Annotated in this window: 15 protein-coding genes; 9 read left to right on the plus strand and 6 right to left on the minus strand. The window is 69.3% G+C overall.

Annotated features, from left to right (window positions below; all coding sequences use genetic code 11):
- Positions 1-138 precede the first annotated feature (138 nt).
- Both ACFU7D_RS14755 and ACFU7D_RS14760 read left to right on the plus strand, forming a co-directional pair.
- Positions 139-1,401, plus strand: coding sequence for a DUF222 domain-containing protein (locus ACFU7D_RS14755; protein WP_378868192.1), 1,263 nt, complete (start codon positions 139-141; stop codon positions 1,399-1,401).
- A 43-nt stretch (positions 1,402-1,444) separates the two neighbouring features.
- Positions 1,445-1,846, plus strand: a complete 402-nt coding sequence (locus ACFU7D_RS14760) for a RidA family protein (RefSeq protein WP_378868194.1) — start codon at positions 1,445-1,447, stop codon at positions 1,844-1,846.
- Positions 1,847-1,904: 58 nt separating this feature from the next.
- Here ACFU7D_RS14760 and ACFU7D_RS14765 read toward each other — a convergent pair whose 3' ends face one another.
- The 6 genes from ACFU7D_RS14765 to fgd all read right to left on the minus strand — a co-directional run bounded on the left by ACFU7D_RS14765 (position 1,905) and on the right by fgd (position 7,350).
- Entirely contained in the window at positions 1,905-2,525 is a 621-nt protein-coding gene (locus ACFU7D_RS14765) for a TetR/AcrR family transcriptional regulator (RefSeq protein WP_378868196.1), read from the minus strand.
- A gap of 29 nt (positions 2,526-2,554) precedes the next feature.
- The gene (locus ACFU7D_RS14770) at positions 2,555-3,433 is read right to left on the minus strand and encodes a glycerophosphodiester phosphodiesterase family protein (protein ID WP_378730471.1); all 879 of its coding nucleotides are present in this window, start codon (positions 3,431-3,433) and stop codon (positions 2,555-2,557) included.
- Between the two features lie 115 nt (positions 3,434-3,548).
- Positions 3,549-4,274 (minus strand): hypothetical protein, encoded by a 726-nt coding sequence (locus ACFU7D_RS14775; protein ID WP_378730468.1) that lies wholly within the window; start codon positions 4,272-4,274, stop codon positions 3,549-3,551.
- A gap of 32 nt (positions 4,275-4,306) precedes the next feature.
- Entirely contained in the window at positions 4,307-5,089 is a 783-nt protein-coding gene (locus ACFU7D_RS14780; protein ID WP_378868198.1) for an SDR family NAD(P)-dependent oxidoreductase, read from the minus strand.
- A gap of 96 nt (positions 5,090-5,185) precedes the next feature.
- Positions 5,186-6,160, minus strand: coding sequence for an RNA polymerase subunit sigma-70 (locus tag ACFU7D_RS14785; RefSeq protein ID WP_378868201.1), 975 nt, complete (start codon positions 6,158-6,160; stop codon positions 5,186-5,188).
- Positions 6,161-6,345: 185 nt separating this feature from the next.
- On the minus strand, positions 6,346-7,350 hold the full coding sequence (gene fgd / locus ACFU7D_RS14790; RefSeq protein ID WP_378730460.1) for a glucose-6-phosphate dehydrogenase (coenzyme-F420): 1,005 nt from the start codon (positions 7,348-7,350) through the stop codon (positions 6,346-6,348).
- Positions 7,351-7,373: 23 nt separating this feature from the next.
- Between fgd and ACFU7D_RS14795 the strand changes: the two genes are divergently transcribed.
- From ACFU7D_RS14795 to ACFU7D_RS14825, 7 genes are all read left to right on the plus strand, one after another.
- Positions 7,374-8,414, plus strand: a complete 1,041-nt coding sequence (locus ACFU7D_RS14795; RefSeq protein ID WP_378868203.1) for an LLM class F420-dependent oxidoreductase — start codon at positions 7,374-7,376, stop codon at positions 8,412-8,414.
- Between the two features lie 95 nt (positions 8,415-8,509).
- Positions 8,510-10,840, plus strand: coding sequence for an MMPL family transporter (locus tag ACFU7D_RS14800; RefSeq protein ID WP_378868205.1), 2,331 nt, complete (start codon positions 8,510-8,512; stop codon positions 10,838-10,840).
- A 333-nt stretch (positions 10,841-11,173) separates the two neighbouring features.
- Positions 11,174-12,352 carry a hypothetical protein gene (locus ACFU7D_RS14805; RefSeq protein WP_378730453.1) on the plus strand — a complete coding sequence of 393 codons (1,179 nt, stop codon included), beginning with the start codon at positions 11,174-11,176 and terminating at the stop codon, positions 12,350-12,352.
- A 114-nt stretch (positions 12,353-12,466) separates the two neighbouring features.
- Positions 12,467-14,728, plus strand: a complete 2,262-nt coding sequence (locus ACFU7D_RS14810) for a serine/threonine protein kinase (RefSeq protein ID WP_378868208.1) — start codon at positions 12,467-12,469, stop codon at positions 14,726-14,728.
- 36 nt (positions 14,729-14,764) lie between these two features.
- Positions 14,765-17,290 (plus strand): bifunctional FO biosynthesis protein CofGH, encoded by a 2,526-nt coding sequence (locus tag ACFU7D_RS14815; protein WP_378868210.1) that lies wholly within the window; start codon positions 14,765-14,767, stop codon positions 17,288-17,290.
- Between the two features lie 11 nt (positions 17,291-17,301).
- Positions 17,302-17,883, plus strand: a complete 582-nt coding sequence (locus ACFU7D_RS14820; protein WP_378868212.1) for a hypothetical protein — start codon at positions 17,302-17,304, stop codon at positions 17,881-17,883.
- A gap of 271 nt (positions 17,884-18,154) precedes the next feature.
- Positions 18,155-19,372, plus strand: coding sequence for a hypothetical protein (locus ACFU7D_RS14825; protein ID WP_378868215.1), 1,218 nt, complete (start codon positions 18,155-18,157; stop codon positions 19,370-19,372).
- Positions 19,373-19,376: the final 4 nt, after the last annotated feature.

Raw genomic sequence — 19,376 nt, forward strand, 5'->3', positions numbered from 1 at the left:
GGCCACTTACCATCCACAGCAGCGAGGCCGTTCGCTCACCGCGAAAATAGCGCTTGACCTGCACCTATGGGTGGTTAGGTATCCGGTTGAGGCGTAGAATCAGACCCATCACGACACACCTCTAAGGGAGGATATCCGATGAGTCTCGGCCGCGACATCGACCACTGGGGCACCAACCCCGGCGACGCGATCGACGCTGCTCTGCAGGCCATCGAGACCGCCCTCCACGACCTCCTCGCGAGTGACCCGGCCTATTGGCGCACCGGCCAGAAGAAGGACCTGCTGGAGCGGTTGGAGAAGCTCCAGGCCCAGCAGGCCGCACTGAGGCTGCGGGTGCTCGCTGCTGCGGGTGATATCGCGGAGGAGACCGGCGCGAAGGATGCTTCGGGGTGGCTGCGGACCGAGCTCCTTGTCGACAAGGGGATGGCTCGCTCCCAGATCAAACTCGCTGCCGGCCTCGCCAAGTACGACCTGGTCGCTGCCGGTCTGGCCGAGGGTGTGGTGTCCGAGGAAAAAGCCCGGGTGATCACCAAGGCGCTCGATGCCATCGAGACCGACCCGGCCGCCAGTGCCGAGGACCTGATCCTGGCCGAGAAACTCCTCGTGGACTACGCCAGCCAGTTGACGGCCAACGAGCTCAAGATCGCCGGACGCCGGGCCCTGGCCGAGATCGACCCCGCACGATTCGAGGCAGCTGAAGCCAAAGCACTCCAGCGGGAAGAGGAGCACGCCCAACGGCGCACCTTCTTCTCCTCCCGCGACAACGGCGACGGCACCATCGACATCCACGCCCGGGTCTCCCGCGCGGTCGGGATGCGGCTGCGCACGATGCTGGACTCCCTCGCGCAGCCGAGGAAACTGTCCGCCGAGAACAAGGGCCGCAAAGCCCCCTACGACCGCCTCCTGGGTCAGGCCTTCGCGCGGGTGATTGAGACCTACGACGTGGACCTGCTCCCCAGGCACGGCGGTCATGCCACCACGATGTTCATCACCATGAGCGTGGAGGACCTCCGCAAGGACCTCGGCACCGCGGCGTTGGGGTTCGACGGCGAGAAGATCACCGCCGCCGAGGCCCGCCGGCTGGCCTGCAACGCCGACCTCGTCCCCGCCGTCCTCGGCGCCAACTCCGAAGTGCTAGACCTCGGCCGCACCGCCCGCCTGGCCCACCCGATCCAACACCGAGCCCTCCGGCTCCGAGATCAGGGCTGCCAAGCCGAGGACTGTGACGCCCCCGCCGCTTGGACCGAGGCCCATCACCTCAGACCCTGGTCCGAAGGCGGCCGAACCAACATGGCCAACATGGTCCTGCTGTGCCCCAGCGACCACCGCCGCATCCACGACGCCGGCTCCGGGTATGAACGCCTCCCGGACGGACGGATCCGGTTTACCCGGCGCACCTGAAATGTCTTAGACCGTTGCGAAATGCGGGTGCGAAGATCGCCTGGTGAATTCTGCCACCCGTCTCATTCGAGCTCCCGAACTCAGCGACGCGCCGTATGCGTACGCGTCGGTCGTGGATAGCGGTGTGCGCCTGGTGTTCCTCGCCGGAGCGTGCCCTCTTGAGGTGGACGGGACGACGGCAGCAGTGGGCGACTACGCAGGCCAGGCCGCGAAGTGCGTCGAGACGCTGATCGGGGCGCTTCGGGCCGCCGGCGCAACGCTGCAGGACGTGGTGAACACCCGGGTGCTGGTTGCGTCTTCGCAGCGGTCGGATCTCGTAGTGGCGTGGGAAGTCGTGAAGGACGCATTCGGGGACCATGACGTGCCCAGCACCCTGATGGGCGTCACCGTGTTGGGCTATGAGGATCAGCTGGTCGAGATCGAGGCCATCGCGGCGGTCTCATGACACCTCGTGAATCCGGCGGCCACCAGCCGCCTGAAGCAACGCCCAACCCGAGGCGTACCTAGGAGACGCTCGAGATCCCCGTGTCCCAACGCCGGATGAGCTCTGCCTCGTGCGGAGGCGGCCCGGGAAGCCGTCGACTGGCGGCATCCGCACGAAGACCGTCGCAGACGAGGGCGAGGTAGCGGCGGCGCAGGGCGGCGCTGCGTACGTCATCCCCTACGTCGATGCGACTGATCTGCTCGAGGAGCACGGTGATGTCGGCGCGGGTGACGTCGGGGCGGAGGATGCCGCTGCCGCGGGCGCCACGCAGGAGGCGGTTGGTGGTGTGGACGGCGAGCTTGTCCAGGTCACGTAGGCCCTGGTCGAAGCTGACCTCGTCGCGCAGGGCGAGGGTGAGCCGCGGGAGTCCGTCGTCGAGCACCTGGCGCAGGAAACCCGTGAACGCGTGCCACGGGTCCTCGGTGTCGCTCAGCGCCGCCTCCGCGAAAGCGATGTAGCGGCGATAGCTGTCGGCGGCGACTGCCCGCAGCAGAGCCTGCTTGTTGGCGTAGCGGCGATAGAGCCCGGCCACTCCCATCCCGGCCTCCTCCGCGACGGCTGCCATGGTCGCGCGGGGATCCCTGAGCAGGACCTCCCGAGCAGCGATCAGGACCGCACGGTCTGCATTGAGGGGCGGCATACCCCACACCCTACGTGCGGGCGCCAGCCTCAGGCGGTCTGTACCTGTGTGATGTCGGCCAGGGCCGCGATCGGACGGTTCGGGTAGTCGGCGAACACCCCGTCGACCCCGGCCTCGAAGAGGCGATTCGCCTGGTCACGTCCTGCTTTCAGGGTCCAGACGAAGACCAGCAGACCGTGTCGGTGGGCCTCGTCGGCCAAGCCGGTCGGCGGCTGCCCCTTCTTGCGGACCATCGACTTCTTGGGGCCGATGGCCTGGGCGTACGTCGCGATCTCCGCACAGTCGACCGCACCCCACTTCTTGTCGACCAGCTGCACCAGCGGAAGGTCCGTGCGGGTGCTCATCTCCCGCACCCAGGCCTCGTCGAAGCTCTGCAGCCACAGCCGCTGGGTGGGCAGGCCCGGGAGGCTGTTCCAGGCGTCGACGCCGTGGTCCGCGAGGGTCTGCAGGAGGGTCTCGGTGACGGGCAGACCGATGGAGGCGAAGTACGTCGGGTGCTTGACCTCGACGTGCAGCCCGACCCGCCGCCCACGGCGCTGGGACTCGTCGGCGACGAGCAGCAGCAGGGTGTCGAGGGTGATGATCGGCTGGCTCGTCGTCGGCGCTCCGAGGCTGAGCAGCTCGGAGAAGGTGAAGTCCTCGGTGAACCAGCCCGTCCACTTCTTGCCGCTGATCACCTTGGTCGTACGCCGCTCCGCGAACTCCAGGCGGGAGGCCACGTCCGTGGTGCGGGAGAGCTCGTTCTCGTGCCGGAGCACCATCACCCCGTCGCTCGTCATCACCACGTCGGTCTCGAGCGCGTCCACGCCCTGGCGCAGCGCCAGGCGGTAGGACTCCAGGGAGTGCTCCGGCAGGTAGCCGGGCGCTCCGCGATGGCCGATCACAAGGGGGCGGGAGGCCGTTGCCATGGCGCCAAGCGTGCGTGCCGGCGGCGAAGCCGCGGCGGGCGCAATGTGAATGGGACGTTACGAGCGGCGGGCCATCTTTTGATCAAGCACAGCCGGTACGGCTCCGTCGGCACCCTCAGGGAGTGTCCTCGCCTGACCAGACGACGTTCTCGCGGATCAGCCGGGCGGGGACGCCGGCCACGGCCGTACGCGGCTCGACCTTCTGGTTGCGGACCATGGCGCGCATGCCGACGACGGCTCCGTCACCGATCTCGGCATGGCCGGTGACGATCACGTCACGGCCGAGCCAGACGTGCTCGCCGAAGCGGATGTTGGCGCCGTACGGATTGATCCGCTGCCCCGTCTCAGCGTCCTCGAGCCGGTGCATGTCGTCGGTGGCGATGTAGACGTTGGCTGCCCAGAGCTGGTCGCGAGCAGCCACGATCGAACCGCCGTTGCGGGCATCGATCTGCGCGCGCGAGGTCGCGACGAGGCCACCGGAGAGGATCACCGCAGAGCCGCCGCCACAGTAGATCTCGCCCCAGACCATGCTCGTGTCCGGGCCGATGAAGATCGTCGGCGAGTCACCGCCGACCAGCAAGGCCTGCATCGAGGTGATGTCGGTCGCGACCACGATCAGCGCGTCGGAGAACGGGTAGAACCCGAGCAGGTCGATCAGCCGCTTGTCGAGCGGGAACCCGTCACGCAGGTAGAGCGCATTACCGCCCTCGTGCCACCACTCCGGCAACGGTCCAGTGATCTCGCTCAGCTCGAGCCCGGCAAGCACCTCCGGTGCGAGCCCGGCGGCGATGAGCCGCTCCCGATGTACGTCGGTGAGCGGCTCACCCCTGGTCCAGGACATGCCGGGAACCATAACCCGGCCCGCGCGATCACTTAGCTCGGGTGCATCCCGCTGGTCACGTTGAGCCAGGTTCCGGTGATCGCCCCGGCGCCGTCGGAGGCGAGGAAGGTCGCGGTGTCGGCGACCTCCTTCAGCCGCGGCGACCGCTTGGTCATCCGCATGCCGTCGAGGTTCGCCCGGATCCCGTCGAGAGCCTCCTCCGGGAGCCGCGTCCCGAGGACCCTCTCGAACTTCTCGGGGGTGAAGGTCTCGGTGATCCCGGCGGTCCAGATCCCCACGACGCGTACGCCGGAAGGGCCGACCTCCGCGGCCAGATCACGGACGAGCGCGTCGAGGGCACCGTCGGCGGCGCTGGTCCCGCCCATGCCGGGCGCCGAGCCGCGCGCGGAGCCGGAGTCGAGCGCGAGCACGACACCGCGGCCCTGGGCCACCATCTGTCGCGCGGCTGCGCGGGCGGTGTGGAAGGAGCCGACGATGCCGCGTACGACCGGCTGGGTGTAGTCGGCGGCCGAGATCTCCAGCAGCGCCTGCCCCTGGATGTCGCCGCGGTCGGCGACGTTGAACGAGATGTCGAGCGAGCCGGTCTCGGCGACGACCCGCTCCACGAAGGCGACCACGGCGGCCTCGTCGAGGATGTCGACCACCCCGTAGCCGGCCGCGCCGACCTCCGCGGCCCTGGCCGCGAGGGTGGCCTCGGTGCGGCCGGCGAGGTAGACCGTGGCACCCGCCTCGGCGAAGGCCTTCGCGGTCGTCGAGCCGATGTCGCCCGCACCGCCCCAGACGATGGCGGTGCGGTCCTGAAGCTGTGCGTTCACGATGTCTCCTGAGCTCATGTCGCGCACCTGGCGTGTGCGATCTGCCCGTTAGGACGTACGCCACCCCGCGCGCTCATCGGGTCAACCGAATCTTTTTCAGGTCAGCGCCTGAGGGAGCCCGAAGGCGGGGAAGAGATGCGGCTCGAAGGTGGTGATCTGGGCGAGCCTGCCGTCGACGACCCGGAGCACGTCGAGCGTCTGCGGGCGGTAGATCGTGGTCCCCGGGCGGCGTACATAGCCGGCGACCGCCGGCATCCGGTTGGCCCTCGCCGGGATGAACCGCCATTCGCCGAGGTAGGTCGGCGAGGACGGGTCGAGGTTGGGCAGCACGAACGACAGCAGCGCGTCCCGGGTGGTGAACCAGAACGGGTTCGGCGGCATGGTCAGCACGGCGTCGCTGGTCAGCAGATCGGCGATGCCCTCGCGCCAGTTGCTCGCCCCCGCCGCGATGTAGGCGTCGATGACCTTCCGCTCCTCCTCGGTCGGCCCCTCGGCGTGCCAGGTGGACCGGTCCTCGGGCAGGTGCCGGCGCAGCGCCGGCTTGGCCCGCTGCAGCAGCGAGTTGACCGTGGCGACACTGACCGAGAGCGCGGCCGCGGTGTCGGCGGCCGACCAGCCGAGCACCTCCCGGAAGACGAAGACCGCCCGCTGTTGCGGGGTCAGGTGCTGGATCGCGGTGAGGAAGACCAGCTCGATCGTCTCCCGTGCGACCGCCTCGTCCTCCGGACGCTCCGGCTCCAGCAGGGAGTCGGGGAACGGCTGGAGCCACTCGAGCAGCTCCGGGGGCTCGCCGGTGCCGTGGTCGAACCCCGGCAGCGGGGCGTACGTCCTGGGCCGCCGCTCGTTCCGGCGCAGGAAGTCGAGGCAGGTGTTGGTCGCGATCCGGTAGAGCCACGCCCGCATCGCCTCGGGGTCGGTCAGCTGGTCCCGCCGCTCCCAGGCCTTGACCAGGGTCTCCTGCACCAGGTCCTCGGCCTCGTCGAAGCTCGCCACCATCCGGTAGCAGTGCACCCTCAGCTCGCGCCGGTGCCTCTCGGCGGCATCCACGAACGGATCGCCCATCACGCTCATGTCTGGTGAGCGTAGGCCCTGACCGACACTCCCGACACGAATTTTGCAAGCAATGTCAAACCGGTGCAACGCAACTCATCCGCATGACGTACCACGTATGTGGGGCGGTCCTCCCAGGGTCCCGGCCGGTGCGCGAGTGAAGTGGGTCTCCCCGGCCGGGGCCCTGGTCCGTTCTCGGACTCGGGTCAGATGAGACCGCGGAGCTTCGGGAGGATCTCCTCGCCGTACAGCTTCAGGAACTTCGCCTGGTCCGGGCCCGGGGCGTGGAAGACCAGGTGGGTGAAGCCCATGTCGAGGTACTCCTTGATCCGGGCGACGTGCTCGTCGGGATCGGTCGACACGATGAAGCGCTTCGCGGTCGCCGAGGTCGGGAGCGCGTCGGCGAGACGCTGCATCTCGACCGGGTCCTCGACGGAGTGCTTCTGCTCGGGGGTGAGACCGAGAGCGCCCCAGAAGCGGGTGGCCTCCATCGCCTGCTCCAGGTCGTGGTCGAAGGAGACCTTGACCTCGATCATCATGTCCACGTCCGCCGGCTTGCGCTCGGAGAGCTCGATGCCGGTCCGTACGGCCGGGAGCAGCGTGTCGGTGTAGAGCTCGGCACCCTTGCCCGAGGTGGTGATGTAGCCGTCACCGGCACGGCCGGCGTACTTGGTGGCGGCCGGACCCGAACCCGCCAGGTAGATCGGGACCGGCGTGGACGGCTTGTCGTAGATGGTGGCCCGGTCGAGCTGGTAGTAGTCGCCCTCGAAGGTGACCCGGTCCTCGGACCAGAGCTTCTTGATCACCCGCACCGCCTCGCGGAAGCGCGCGAAGCGCACCTTGCCCTCGGGCCACTCGATGCCCAGCGGGGCCTCGTTCATCGCCTCACCGGTGCCCATCCCCAGCACCACGCGGTCGGGGAAGAGCGAGCCGAGGGTCGCGAAGGACTGCGCCACGATCGCCGGGTGGTAGCGGAACGTCGGGGTGAGCACCGAGGTGCCCATCACGATCCGCTCCGTGCGCGCTCCGAGCGCGCCCAGCCACGTCATCGCGAACGGCGCGTGGCCGCCGTCGTGCCGCCACGGCTGGAGATGGTCGGAGATGAAGACAGAGTCGAAACCCTGCTCCTCCGCCATCACGCCGTAGTTCAACAGCTCCGTGGGTGCGAACTGCTCGTTGGACGCCTTGTATCCGAACCTGATCTCCGTCACACGGTCACGGTAGCCTCCTCGGCATGAAGCTTGCGATGCCCTTGACGTACTTCGGGAACCCCCGCGACACCGCGGACCAGGTCGTCGGCCTGGAGAAGGCCGGACTCGACCAGCTCTGGGTCGCCGAGCCGTACGGCTTCGACGCGGTCTCCCTGCTCGGCTATCTGGCCGCGAAGACCGAAAGGGTCGAGCTCGGCGCCGGCATCCTCAACATCTACAGCCGTACGCCGGGAGCGCTGCTCCAGACCGCGGCCGGTCTCGACAACGTCTCCGGCGGCCGGGCCATCCTCGGCCTGGGCGCGAGCGGGCCTCAGGTCATCGAGGGCTTCCACGGGGTGGCGTACGACAAGCCGCTGACCCGCACCCGCGAGATCATCGCGCTGCTGCGCGCCGGGCTGCGTGGCGAGCGGCTGCAGAGCGACGGGCTCTACAAGATCCCGCTCCCGGCCGACCAGGGCACCGGCCTCGGCAAGCCGCTCAAGCTGCTCAACCGGCCCGAGCGCGCCGACACCCCGCTGTGGGTGGCCGCGCTCGGCGACAACAACGTCGCCATGACCGCCGAGGTCGCCGACGGCTGGCTGCCGTTCCAGTTCCTGCCCGACAAGGCCCGCGATGTCTGGGGCGACGCGATCGACAAGGGCCTGGCCAAGCGCTCCCCCGACCTGAAGCCCCTGGAGATCTCCGCCGGTGGCCTGCTCGCGATCACCGACGACCCCGACGAGGCCAAGCGCCACCGCGACACGATGCGCGGCCTGCTGGCGCTGTACGTCGGCGGCATGGGCGCCCGCGGCAAGAACTTCTACAACGACATGGCCGTGAAGTACGGCTTCGGCGACGCGGCCAAGAAGATCCAGGACCTCTACCTCGACGGCCACAAGCGCGACGCCGAGGCCGAGGTCCCCGAGGCCTGGCTCGAGGCCGGCAACCTGGTCGGGCCGGAGTCGTTCGTGAAGGAGCGGATCGCGGCGTTCAAGGAGGCCGGCGTGACCAGCCTCCAGGTGACCCCCGCCTTCGGCACCGACGGCCTCACCTCGATCGCCCAGGTCAAGGAGTGGCTGGCCTGATCTCCCCGGCCGGCCGTGTGAACTCGCTTACACCCACGGCCGGCCCAGCCCTCCCGATGTGACACTGCCCCCACGGGCATTGGTTGCATGGACGCATGTCTGAGCGGATCGTCAGCGCCATCACGGGACCCGTGACCAAGTGGGTCGTGCTCGGCTTCTGGCTGGTGATGCTGGTGCTGATGGGGCCGTTGACCGGCAAGCTGGGCGATGTCGAGTCCCACGACAACTCCGACTGGCTCCCGGCCAACGCGGAGTCGACCCGGGCGATCGACGAGCTCGCCAAGGTGCAGGACCCCGACGACCTGACCACGACGATCGTCTACCACCGCGAGGGTGGGCTGACGAAGTCCGACTACACCGCGATCGTGCTGCAGATCCCCGAGATCGCCTCGCTGGACGGGGTCACGAGCCAGGCGAATCCGCAATCGCAAAAAGATGGATCTCGACAGGCTCGATCACCGGTGATGCCGGCGATCGCCTACCCGACCGGGGAGAAGAAGGGGCAGAAACACGGCCTGGTCTCCGCCGACGGTGAGGTCGCCACGGTCTCGCTCGTGGTCAACTACGCCGACGAGGACCCGACCGCGCTGCTCGACCTGCGCGACGACCTTGTCGGTCTGACCGAGATCGAGGGCGTCGACGTCTACATCGGCGGCGCGGGCGGTTCCACGGCCGACCAGATGGAGGCCGGCGCCGGCATCGGCGGCGCGCTGCTCTACGCCGCCGCGGGCGTCGTCATCGTGATCCTGCTGATCACCTACCGCAGCCCGGTGCTGTGGTTCCTCCCGCTCGTCTCGGTGCTGGTCGCGCTGGTGGTCTCGATGGGCGTGGTCTACCTCTGCGCGAAGTACGCCGGCCTGACCCTCAACCAGATGAACCGAGCGATCCTCGACGTGCTCGTCTTCGGTGCCGGCACCGACTACGCGCTGCTGCTCATCGCCCGATATCGCGAGGAGCTGGGACGCCACGAGGACAGACACAAGGCCATGGCGGCAGCGCTGCGTGGGTCCGCTCCCGCGATCATCGCCTCGGCCGGCACCGTGACCGTCGGCATGCTCGGCCTGATGGTCGCCACCATGGGGTCGACGGCCAGCCTCGGCCCGGTCTGCGCGATCGGCATCGTCGCCGGGCTGGTCGTGATGCTGACCCTGCTTCCGGCTCTGCTGGTGATCACGGGTCGCTGGGTGTTCTGGCCGGTCAAGCCGGCGTACGGCACCAGCGGCGAGAAGACCGGCGGCATCTGGGCGCGGCTCGGCGGTTGGATCCGGAAGCGGCCCCGGGCGGTCTGGATCGGCACCGCCGCGGTGCTGCTGGCCTGCTGCGGCGGGCTCTCCATGCTCAACATCACCACCCTCGACAGCTCGGAGACCTACACCAAGGACTTCCCCTCGCTGATCGGCGACCGGGTCCTCGAGGAGCACGACCTCGGCGATCCCTCCAACCCGGTCCAGGTCGTCTCGGCCCCGGGCACCGAGAAGCAGGTCGTCGAGGCGCTCACGAAGGCCGGCTACGAGGGCGTCACCCCGGTCACCGACGGCACCCATGAGGTCGCGCTGACCGCGGTCCCGCTGGCCACCGACCCGATGTCGAAGGCGTCGTTCGACACCGTCGAGGACGTACGCAGCGTCGTCCACTCCGTCGACGGCGCCGACGCGCTGGCCACCGGCACCGCCGCGATCCAGCTCGACATGGCCTCGGCGACCGACCGGGACACCAAGGTCGTGATGCCGCTGGTGCTCGGGCTGGTGCTGATCATCCTGATGATCCTGCTGCGGTCGGTCCTCTCCCCGGTGCTGCTGATGGCCACCGTCGTGCTCAGCTTCGGCGCCGCGCTCGGCCTCTCGGCGATCATCTTCGACGCGATGGGGTTCGCCGGGCAGGGCCGCGAGTTCCCGCTGTTCGTCTTCGTCTTCCTGGTCGCGCTGGGCATCGACTACAACATCTTCCTGATGCACCGGGTCCGGGAGGAGGTCGTGGCGCACGGCGATACCCGGCGCGCCTCCCTGGTCGCGCTCTCGGCGACCGGTGGGGTCATCACCAGCGCGGGCATCGTCCTGGCCGCGACGTTCGCGGTGCTCACCACGCTGCCGCACGTGAGCTTCATCGAGATCGGCCTGGCGATCGCCCTCGGCGTACTCCTCGACACCCTCGTCGTCCGCTCCATCCTGGTCACCGCCATCAACCTCGACCTGGGCGACGTCATCTGGTGGCCGAGCAAGCTGGCCCGCGGACGAACGAGAGTTCGTCCGCCGCACCCGGCGGCCGTGCGGAGGCCGATAGCTCCGATGCAGCCCCACCACCAGTTCGATCGCCAGCTCGAGCACCAGCTCCGCCAGCCCCCACCGATGCGCGGTCCGCGACCTTCCCGGGACCTCCGGGGACACCCACCACAGCAGCGCCGGCCACGCGATCCTGGCCAGTACTGAGGCCCCGGCTGCGGAATCGGCGAAGTGTCTTTACGATGTGCCCTACGACTCGGGTCGCTCGGCCCGGTCGCTCCACTTCACTGACTGACATGCGGGGCGTTCGACATGGAGCCAGACGACCAGGACAAGACGAGACCGGGTCTGCGGCGGCCCACGCCGCCTCCGGCGCCTGAGCCGGCGAACCCCATCGACCCCGACGCGACCCGGATCCCCAGCGCGAGCCCCACCCCGCCACCTCCGCCGCCGCCCCCGCCCCCGTCGTCGCCCCCTCCGTCGTCGCCCCCGCCTGCTCGGCCGCCGACGGCACCGCCTCCGCCGCCACCCACGATGGCGATGCCGGCCGCACCGCCCAGCGGCTACGGGCCGCCTCCGGGACAGCCGCCGGTCGCGTACGCCTCGGGTTATGGGCTGCCGCCGCACCACCAACAGCCGAAGAAGAGCAACAAGGGGCTGCTGATCGGGCTGGGTGCCGCCGGCGCGGTGGTGCTCGTCGCGCTGCTCGGCACCGGGGCCTGGGCGTTCTTCAGCGGGCGTCTCGGGTTCGGCCCGCTGAGCGCCGAGGACAAGAAGGCGGTGACCGCGATCGCCGCGGACGCGCCGAAGCCTGCCTGGGCCTCGGCCGGGGACGCTAAGTGTGCCGCCGAGCAGCTGGTCAAGGACGAGCGCAGCGACGCCCTGCGCAAGGCCGGGCTGATCCAGATCTCCGGCGAGTCGGTGACCTACACCGGTGCGTGGCGGGGACCGCAGGCGACGACGTACGCCGAGGGCCTGCTCTCCTGCTCCGGTGACTGGAGCAAGGCGATCGGCAAGGAGTGGGCACTGACCGACACCGACTGCCTCGGCGACGTCGACGAGACCGCGATGGCCGGCCTGATCACCACCCAGGTCATGGAGGTCGAGGACGCCGGCGTCACGAAGCAGGCCGAGAAGGCGGTCGCCGCGCTCGATGAGTGCTACGTCAGCGACGAGCTCACCGCGCCGACCGCGAAGGCCACCCCCGCCGTGCTCGGCGTCGACTTCGCGGTCACGTCGCCGACCGTCGAAGGCAGCGAGGTGGTCGTGCAGGCGAAGTCCGCCGACTCCTCGGAGTGGGCACCCGTGACCGGCGGGAAGGTCAACATCCCCGTACGCGAAGGGGGCCAGGAGGGCTGCGCGACGTTCCAGGCCTCGATCAGCTACCCCTGGGGCACCACCAAGACCAGCGAGGGCGAGGCCTGCGGCAAGGCGAAGGACCGCCGGCTGTGGTGGACGAAGGACAAGAAGTGCGCCCAGCCGAAGTACGCCCCGTGCAGCTCCTGGACGCTCCACTACGAGGGCTACGAGCTCCTCTCCAGCGTCACGATCAAGCTGAAGCTCAACGGCGGAAACTGCCGGTCGGCCTCCGGATCGTGCTCGGACCGGGCCTTCGTCACCAAGCCGAGCGGCACCTGGACCAACTGGACCGCACCCAAGGGCTGGAAGGACCGGTTCACCGCCGAGGTCGACGGTCTCAAAGCCGTACTTCCTAACTAACGCCTTAACAATTGGTCTCGCCCGTGGCGTTGCCGCACGACGATCGTTAAGGGGACGCTAGGGTTTCGGCAGAGGTCGGGAATCGGGTAAAAAAATCAGGGCGAGGTTCTAAAGATGGTTGCGTTCCCCCAGGAAGGCGAACAGTTCGGTCGCTACGTGATCGAGCGGGTCCTGGGTCAAGGTGGCATGGGTGTCGTCTACCAGGCGAAGGACCCGGCACTGCGACGCAAGGTGGCGCTCAAGCTGGTGCTGCCCTCGCTCACGGTCGACAAGGACTTCATCACCCGCTTCGAGCGGGAAGCCAACATCCTGGCCAAGCTGCGCTCGCGCAACATCGTGCAGATCATCGAGTACGGCGAGGTCGAGGGCACCGTCTACCTCGTCACCGAGTACGTCCCCGATGGCGACCTGCACGGCTGGCTGAAGACCAAGGGGGCGCTGGAGACCGTCCAGGCGCTGCGCCTGGTCGGCGACGTCAGCGACGCCCTCTTCGACGCGCACCGCGCCGGCGTGGTCCACCGCGACGTCAAGCCGTCCAACGTGCTCCTGTGGGAGCGCCAGGAGGGCGAGCTCGTCCCCTACCTCACCGACTTCGGCATCGCGACCGAGGGTGACTCCAACGTGACCCGGGCCGGCTCGGTGGTGGGCTCGCTGCCCTACATGTCTCCCGAGCGTCACATGGGTGAGCAGGCGACCGCGGCGGGCGACATCTACGCCGCCGGCTGTCTGCTGTGGGCCTGCCTGACCGGCAAGGCCCCCTACACCGGCACCGACTTCGAGCTGATGAGCGCCCACATCAACAACCCGGTGCCGCGGCTGCCCGCCTCGACGCCTGGTGCCGACCTGATCAACCCGATCATCCAGCGGGCGCTGGCGAAGAAGCCGGAGAACCGCTTCCGGACCGCGGCCGAGCTCGCCAAGGCCCTCGACAAGGCCGCCGACCGACTCGAGGAGTCCGGTCTCGGCGGCGGTGTCATCGGCGGTGTCGCCGGAGCGACCGCCGCCGATCTCGGCTCCCGTCCCGGCGCCAGCTACGACACCACGTCCAGCGGGACCTCCGGGGGCGGCACTCCGGTGCCTGAGGCCGAGGCGCAGCCGACCATCGTCAAGCGCCCGGGCGAGGGCACTCCGCCGCCCGCTCCGCTCGCCAACGAGACCGACTCCACGGTCGTGCACAGCGGCAAGGGGCTGCCCCAGGTCGCTGCGGCCGCTGCCGGATCCGGTGACACCGGAGGCGGACAGCCTGAATGGCTGCCGTCTCACCACTCCACCGCCGGCCAGGGCGCCGGTGGCGACAAGAAGAAGCTCTACACCATCGTCGGCGGCGGAGTCGCCGCGGTTCTGCTCGTCGGCGTCGGCATCTTCACCCAGGGCTTCGGCATCTTCGGCCTCCACGGCGACGACGCCAAGGCGGCCGAGGCGATCGCCAGCGGCGTACCCAAGCCGGGGTGGGCATCCGAGGACCAGATGACCTGCGCGGCCGAGAGCCTGGTCGGGAAGGTTCCGGCCGGCGACCTGCGCTCCCACGGCGTCGTGGACGCCGGCGACGACTGGACCTACACCGGCGACTGGCCCGCCGACGACGCGATGAAGTTCACCCAGGGGCTCCTCGACTGCACCGAGTCCTGGTCGACCGAGATCGGCGACAACTGGAAGGTCGGCGACACCCGCTGCATGGAGAAGGAGGTCGACAAGACCTCCATGGCCGGCCTCCTCGCCGTCTCGGACCTCCTCAAGGACGGTGACACCGGCGCTGCCGGACCGGCCAGCGAGAAGGCCGTCAAGGCCCTCGACGAGTGCTACGTCAAGGCCGACGCGCTCGGCGCCAAAGTGACCCCCAAGGCTGCCTACATGCAGGTCGATTTCGACGTGCAGGACCCCACCGCTCCCGGCGGGCAGTCGGTGATCGCGATCGCCAAGAAGGGCAGCGGCAGCTTCGAGGAGCTCAAGGGATCCTCCTACGAGCTTCCCGTCACCGAGGGCGGCGTCCAGGGCTGCATCGCGGTCAAGACCACCGTCAGCTTCGCCTGGGGCACCGAGAAGGCCACCGACGCCGAGTCCTGCGGCAACGCCGAGGCGAAGAAGCTCACCTGGGAGAAGCTCGACAAGTGCACTGACAAGGTCTTCACGAAGCAGAAGATCGCGTGCAACACCTGGCAGCTCAACTTCGAGGGCTTCGAGGCAGGTAAGACGTTCAACGTGAAGCTCACCCGCAACGGCGGCAAGTGCTCGGACGCCAAGGGTGCGAAGTGCGTCTACCCCGGCACCGCCGCCGGCGACGGCATGGGCGCCGTCGTCCAGTGGTCCGGCCCGCAGGACTGGACCGACAAGTTCGTCGCCACGGCCCCCGGCGCGAGCGCCCAGATCGACAACTAGTTCGACAACTGGGCGGCGCCTACTAGGCTGCTCGTGATGAGCGAGCAGCCGACACCTCAGCAGATCCGCCGGGCCCTGGCCCGGGCCGAACGAGGCGCAGCCCTGGACGTCGCGGAGGCTTCGGCTCTCCTCGCGGCCGGTGGCGACGACCTGAAACGGCTGACCACGGCAGCGGCGAAGGTACGCGACGCCGGGCTGGTCGCGGCAGGACGACCCGAGACGGTGACCTACTCCCCGAAGGTCTTCATCCCGATCACCAAGCTGTGCCGGGACCGATGCCACTACTGCACGTTCGTGGAGACGCCGGGGCAAGCCGAACGCGAGGGCCGGGAGCCCTACCTGAGCCCCGACGAGATCCTCGAGATCGCCGCCGAGGGCGCGAAGCTCGGCTGCCTGGAGGCACTGTTCACCCTCGGGGACCGGCCCGAGGACCGGTGGCCCGAGGCGCGGGAGTGGCTCGAGAGCCGTGGCTATGAGTCGACCCTCGACTACGTACGGGCGATGGCGATCCGGGTGCTCGAGGAGACCGGGCTGCTCCCCCACCTCAACCCCGGGGTGATGTCGTGGGAGGAGATGAACCGGCTCAAGCCGGTCTCCCCCTCGATGGGGATGATGCTCGAGACCACGTCGCGACGGCTCTTCGAGACCAAGGGCGAGGCCCACTTCGGCTCGCCCGACAAGGACCCCGCGGTGCGGCTACGGGTACTCGAGGACGCCGGACGCCTCTCGATCCCGTTCACCAGCGGCCTCCTGGTCGGCATCGGCGAGACGCTCACCGAGCGCGCGGAGACGATCTTCGCGCTGCGGAAGGTGCACAAGGCGTACGCCGGGCTGCAGGAGATCATCGTGCAGAACTTCCGGGCGAAGCCGGCCACCGCGATGCGCCACGTCGACGACCTGGGCCTGGACGAGTATCTGGCCGCGATCGCGGTCACCCGGATCGTGCTCGGGCCGAAGGCTCGCGTGCAGGCGCCGCCCAACCTGGTCGACCTCGACGAGTGTCGGGCGCTGCTCGGTGCCGGGATCGACGACTGGGGCGGCGTCTCGCCGCTCACGCCCGACCACGTCAACCCCGAGCGCCCCTGGCCCTCGCTCGACTCCTTGCGCCAGGTCACCGCCGAGGCCGGCTTCGAGCTGAAGGCCCGGCTGACGGTCCACCCGGAGTACGTCGCCGGCACCCTGCGCGACGGCCAGTCCTGGATCGACCCGCGCGTCCTCTCCCATGTCGAGGCGCTCGCTGACGCCGACGGGCTGGCCCGCGACGGCGCCCGGCCCGAGGGCCACCCGTGGCAGGAGCCGGACGGCGGCTTCACCGCGGCCGGCCGGGTCGACCTGCACGCCTCCGTCGACACCGAGGGCCGCACCAACGACCGCCGCGACGACTTCGAGACGGTCTACGGCGACTGGGACGCGGTTCGGGAGGCGGCGACCTCGACCGGTGCGCCCGCCGTTCTCCATGCGGAGGGGCACGAGGCTCTGGCCGCTGCCGAGAGGGACCCCGGCAACCTCTCCGACGAGCACGCGCTGACCCTGATGACCGCCGAGGGTGACCTGCTGCGTCAGGTCACCAGGCTCGCCGACGACCTGCGCAAGCAGGTCAACGGCGACACCGTGACGTACGTCGTCAACCGCAACATCAACTTCACCAACGTCTGCTACGTCGGCTGCCGGTTCTGCGCCTTCGCGCAGCGACGGACCGACGCGGATGCGTACTCCCTCGATCTGGACCAGGTCGCCGACCGCGCCGAGGAGGCGTGGAACCTGGGTGCCACCGAGGTGTGCATGCAGGGCGGGATCGACCCCGAGCTCCCCTCGACGGCCTATTTCGACCTCGTCCAGGCCGTCAAGCAGCGGGTGCCGGAGATGCACGTGCACGCCTTCTCCCCGATGGAGATCGTCAACGGCACCTCCCGCACCGGGCTGTCCATCGAAGACTTCCTGATCAAGGTGCGCGAGGCCGGACTGGGCTCGCTCCCCGGCACCGCCGCGGAGATCCTCGACGACGAGGTCCGCTGGGTGCTGACCAAGGGCAAGCTGCCCGCGAAGACGTGGATCGAGATCGTCTCGACCGCCCACCGGGTGGGGATCCCGACGACGTCGACGATGATGTACGGCCACGTCGACAACCCGCGGCACTGGGTCGGTCACCTCCGCGTCCTCGCGGGCATCCAGGACCAGGCGCGCGAGCACGGCAACGCGGAGCTCACCGAGTTCGTGCCGCTCCCGTTCGTGCACACCAGCGCGCCGATCTACCTGGCCGGCGCGGCCCGCCCCGGCCCCACGATGCGCGACAACCTCGCCGTGCACGCGCTGGCCAGGATCATGCTCCACGGCCGCATCGACAACATCCAGACGTCCTGGGTCAAGCTCGGCGTCGACGGCACCAGGGCGATGCTCCAGGCCGGCGCCAACGACCTCGGCGGCACCCTGATGGAGGAGACCATCTCGCGGATGGCCGGCTCCGAGCACGGCTCAGCCAAGACCGTCGCCGAGCTCGAGGAGATCGGTATGGGCATCGATCGCCCGGTCACCGAACGGACCACGCTGTACGGGACGCGTTGAACCTACGGCAGGTGGAGCGGCGGCTCGTCGCGCCGTTCTACCTGAAGATGATGGGTTCGAACGTGACCTTCCTGGACAAGAGGAGATACCGAAAGCTGGTCCGCGTCGGACGGAAGGCGACGCACACGGAAGTGAGGGCGTTGCTGCGGGGCGGCTCGCTGACGGTCGATGCGTGGCACGAGGCTGCAGCTGAGTCGCCGGATCGGGCCGCCCTGCTGACCCACGTCACCGGCGTTGGTCCAGATCATCTGCACTGGCGACCAGTCGTGATGGGTGCCTGGCTCAGCCTTGCCTGCAGCCCCGATGAGGTCACCGACGACCTCCTGTTCTCGCTTGCCCGATGCGACGGCGACCTCACGGCTGCTCCCCTGTGCACCGCAGCCGTCCTGGTCGCCGACGACGCGGCAGTTGAGACGCTCAGGTCGAACCGCCTTCGGGCGGACGAGTACGAGGAAGACGCTGTGACGTTCCTCGACGCCGCGCTGGAACACCTCGGAGAGGTTCCGGTGAACCCGCCCGTCGACGGGATGCGGGAGCACTTCCAACAACTCGTCGATTTCGGCGTACGCCTTAAGCACGACCTCGCTCGATAGGCCAGGTCAGCGTCCCAGACGAACGATCGATACCGCCAGATCGACGAGCGATCGGGCGCGGCGTACGAGCGCCTCAGCCTTCGTATGACCGATGAGCGCGGTGCCGTACTCGACCTCGGCCTTCGCCGACCGGTCATATGACTGGCATTCCAGTCATATGACCGGCGTGCCAGTCATCGAGGTCACTCATGTCTCTATCGGGGAGTGGCCGGGCGGTATCGGAAAGGACTACCCTCTACGATCCTCGCTGAACTGTTCTCGAGGGAGTGAGATGTCCGACCCCACCGGCAGCACTGCTCAACAACAACCCAAACCGACAGAGCTCGCCAACGCCGCGGCCGAAGAGGCCCGTCGGCGTCGGCTCGGGCTGCCCCCGCTGCCACGGCGGCGGCGCGACCGCACCAAACCCGTACGTCTGGCGCTGCGCTGGATCGTGATCGTCAGTGCACTCGTGCTGGTCGCGTTCGGAGGCACCTCGGCATGGGCCTACCTCACCGGCAAGATCGGTCCGCTGCGTGGCGACGAGAAGGACATCGCGCGCACCCTGACCCTTGCCGGGGACACGCCTGCCTGGGCGGATCCCGAGCAGCTGAGCTGTGCGGCTGAGTCGATGGTCGGGGCCAGGGGCAGCGCCGGGCTCACCGAGGCCGGGGTGGTCACCAAGACCGGCGGCGGGTTCAGCTACAACGGCGAGTGGCCGTCCAGGCTGGGCCGGGAGTGGTACTCCGAGATCCTCGGCTGCGCCGACGGCGGCGCGAACGGCTGGAGCAAGCAGGTCGCCGGCGCCTGGACCCTGGAGAGTCCCCGCTGTCTGCGGGAGCTCGGCCGTCCGGCGATCGCCGGGGTCCTCGCGGTCACCAACCTGCGGCTCACCGACGAGGAGCTCGCGGCCAAGAACGTCGCCGCGATCACCGACCTGGACAGCTGCTACGCCCGCACCCCCGAGGCGCCGACCGTCGCCACTGCCGCGGGCTACCGCGAGGTCACGCTGAAGGTCACCGCCCCGGCGGTCACCTCCGGCATCGCCTCCATCGACGACGGCGCCACGCAGCCGACCGGGGGCAAGGACCCGGAGCTCACCTACACCCTGCCGGTCACCAAGGGCGGCACCGAGGCCTGCGTGCAGGCGACCACCAAGGTGACGTACGCCTGGGGCACGGTCCGCGCCGGCGAGCCGGCCAAGCTCTGCGGCAAGGCGGCCGCGGCCAGGATGGAATGGCACACCGTCGAGCGTTCGTGCCCGAAGGGGAAGCCGAAGTGCACCTACATGGCGGCCTACGTCGAGGGGTTGGCGGACAACCAGGCGATGACGGTCACCTACCGGCCGACGGGTGACTTCAAGTGCGCCGGCAAGAAGCCGACCTGCACGGTCAAGATCAAGGCCGACGCCAACGGAAAGGCCCGCACGCCCGGCCTCATGGTCACCGGTAAGAAGGGGAAGGTCGTGGCCAGCGCGGGCAGTCTGAAGGCCACATACACCGGCTCGTAGGCTG

The sequence above is a fragment of the Nocardioides sp. NPDC057577 genome, from assembly GCF_042801335.1.
Taxonomy (GTDB): Bacteria; Actinomycetota; Actinomycetes; order Propionibacteriales; family Nocardioidaceae; genus Nocardioides.